Source organism: Crocosphaera sp. UHCC 0190 (assembly GCF_034932065.1).
Classification (GTDB): domain Bacteria; phylum Cyanobacteriota; class Cyanobacteriia; order Cyanobacteriales; family Microcystaceae; genus UHCC-0190.
This window is the reverse complement of record NZ_JAYGHP010000033.1, coordinates 2,501-5,282: the sequence shown is the minus strand read 5'-3', so window position 1 is coordinate 5,282 and position 2,782 is coordinate 2,501. Positions and strand designations below refer to the sequence as shown.

The following is a 2,782-nucleotide window of genomic DNA, read 5'->3' as shown; positions in this document are numbered from 1 at the left end:
AAACCCTTGTCTTGACTGCATTTCAAAAAAAGTCAAAAAAAGTTTGCCAAAAGGGTTGACATTCCTGGGGAGATTGGATATATTTGTAAATGCGCGGTTGAGAGCGGAAACGCCCGACGCGCTCCGAACCAAGAAAATCTTATAGTTTGAAAGCTGAAGTTTAACAGCCCTTGTTATTTGAAGCAATTATACTCCATTAGTCCCTAGTTGTCTAGGAGATGAAGGAAAAAACTCAGATTCAAGATATCTATCTCATAGAGTGGAGAATTTGAGCAGCCAAATCAAACACTATGGAGAGTTTGATCCTGGCTCAGGATGAACGCTGGCGGTATGCCTAACACATGCAAGTCGAACGGTGTCTTCGGACATAGTGGCGGACGGGTGAGTAACGCGTGAGAATCTACCTCTTGGTTGGGGACAACAGTTGGAAACGACTGCTAATACCCAATGTGCCGTAAGGTGAAAGATTTATTGCCAGGAGAAGAGCTCGCGTCTGATTAGCTAGTTGGCGGGGTAAAGGCCCACCAAGGCGGCGATCAGTAGCTGGTCTGAGAGGATGAGCAGCCACACTGGGACTGAGACACGGCCCAGACTCCTACGGGAGGCAGCAGTGGGGAATTTTCCGCAATGGGCGAAAGCCTGACGGAGCAATACCGCGTGAGGGAGGAAGGCTCTTGGGTTGTAAACCTCTTTTCTTAGGGAAGAACACAATGACGGTACCTAAGGAATAAGCATCGGCTAACTCCGTGCCAGCAGCCGCGGTAATACGGAGGATGCAAGCGTTATCCGGAATTATTGGGCGTAAAGCGTCCGCAGGTGGTTTTTCAAGTCTGCTGTCAAAGACTGGAGCTCAACTCCGGAAAGGCAGTGGAAACTGGAGAACTAGAGTTCGGTAGGGGTAGCGGGAATTCCCAGTGTAGCGGTGAAATGCGTAGATATTGGGAAGAACATCGGTGGCGAAGGCGCGCTACTGGACCGAAACTGACACTCAGGGACGAAAGCTAGGGGAGCGAAAGGGATTAGATACCCCTGTAGTCCTAGCTGTAAACGATGGAAACTAGGTGTGGCTTGTATCGACCCGAGCCGTGCCGTAGCTAACGCGTTAAGTTTCCCGCCTGGGGAGTACGCACGCAAGTGTGAAACTCAAAGGAATTGACGGGGGCCCGCACAAGCGGTGGAGTATGTGGTTTAATTCGATGCAACGCGAAGAACCTTACCAGGGCTTGACATGTCGCGAATCTTGGTGAAAGCTGAGAGTGCCTTCGGGAGCGCGAACACAGGTGGTGCATGGCTGTCGTCAGCTCGTGTCGTGAGATGTTGGGTTAAGTCCCGCAACGAGCGCAACCCTCGTTTTTAGTTGCCATCATTAAGTTGGGCACTCTAGAGAGACTGCCGGTGACAAACCGGAGGAAGGTGGGGATGACGTCAAGTCAGCATGCCCCTTACGTCCTGGGCTACACACGTACTACAATGGTTGGGACAAAGGGCAGCGACCTCGCAAGAGAAAGCGAATCTCATCAAACCCAGCCTCAGTTCAGATTGCAGGCTGCAACTCGCCTGCATGAAGGAGGAATCGCTAGTAATCGCAGGTCAGCACACTGCGGTGAATTCGTTCCCGGGCCTTGTACACACCGCCCGTCACACCATGGAAGCTGGTCACGCCCGAAGTAGTTACCCTAACCTTTCGGGGGGGGGGACTCCTAAGGCAGGGCTAGTGACTGGGGTGAAGTCGTAACAAGGTAGCCGTACCGGAAGGTGTGGCTGGATCACCTCCTTTTAGGGAGACCTCGATGAAGTCAGAAGTCAAAAGTCGGAAGTCAGAAATTGATGGAAGATAAAAAAAATAACTTCGACTATCATCAATCCCAAGGTCGTGCAAGGGAAATGTATCAGCTTTCAAACTAAGAACAGGTTCGGGATAATGGGCTATTAGCTCAGGTGGTTAGAGCGCACCCCTGATAAGGGTGAGGTCCCTGGTTCAAGTCCAGGATGGCCCACCATTAATTCCCGTAGAACTGTGATCAGTGACAAAAAGGATTCAGCACCTTTCTTTAAAAAAAGAGAGAATGCTGGATAGTATTGTCCAGTCAGTACCTTGAAAACTGCAGAATAACGAGTCAACAAAGTCCAAGAAATGAAGACCAAAAGGTCAAGCTACAAAGGGCTAACGGTGGATACCTAGGCACACAGAGGCGAAGAAGGACGTAGTTACCGACGATACGCTCCGGGGAGCTGGAAGCAAGCATTGAGCCGGAGGTTTCCGAATGGGGCAACCCTATGTACGGTTACCTGAATCTATAGGGTAACGCGAGCGAACCGGGTGAACTGAAACATCTTAGTAACCCGAGGAAGAGAAAGCAAAAGCGATTCCCCCAGTAGCGGCGAGCGAAAAGGGACAAGCCTAAACCATCGACTAAGGTTGATGGGGTCGTGGGACAGCAACGTGGACTGTAGCGGTTAGACGAAGCAGCTGAATACTGCACCAAAGGAGGTGAAAGTCCTGTAGTCGAAAACTTAAACAGCCTAGCTGAATCCCGAGTAGCACGGGGCAAGTGAAATCCCGTGTGAATCAGCGAGGACCACCTCGTAAGGCTAAATACTCCTGTGTGACCGATAGCGAAACAGTACCGCGAGGGAAAGGTGAAAAGAACCCCAGTAAGGGGAGTGAAATAGAACATGAAACCGTTAGCCTACAAGCAATGGGAGGACGATTGAACGTCTGACCGTGTGCCTGTTGAAGAATGAGCCGGCGACTTACAGGCTGTGGCAGGTTAAGAGCAAA

The 2,782-nt window shown here is 50.7% G+C and carries 1 tRNA gene and 2 rRNA genes (1 of these 3 only partly in view); all 3 read left to right on the top strand.

Going from position 1 to position 2,782, the window contains the following annotated elements:
• Positions 1-287: 287 nt before the first annotated feature.
• Positions 288-1,777 (top strand): 16S ribosomal RNA (locus tag VB715_RS21830).
• A 146-nt stretch (positions 1,778-1,923) separates the two neighbouring features.
• Positions 1,924-2,000, top strand: a tRNA-Ile gene (locus tag VB715_RS21825).
• A 147-nt stretch (positions 2,001-2,147) separates the two neighbouring features.
• Positions 2,148-2,782: ribosomal RNA gene (locus tag VB715_RS21820) — 23S ribosomal RNA — on the top strand; it runs 2,243 nt beyond the window's last position.
• The 16S and 23S rRNA genes sit together here with 1 tRNA gene alongside, the layout of an rRNA operon.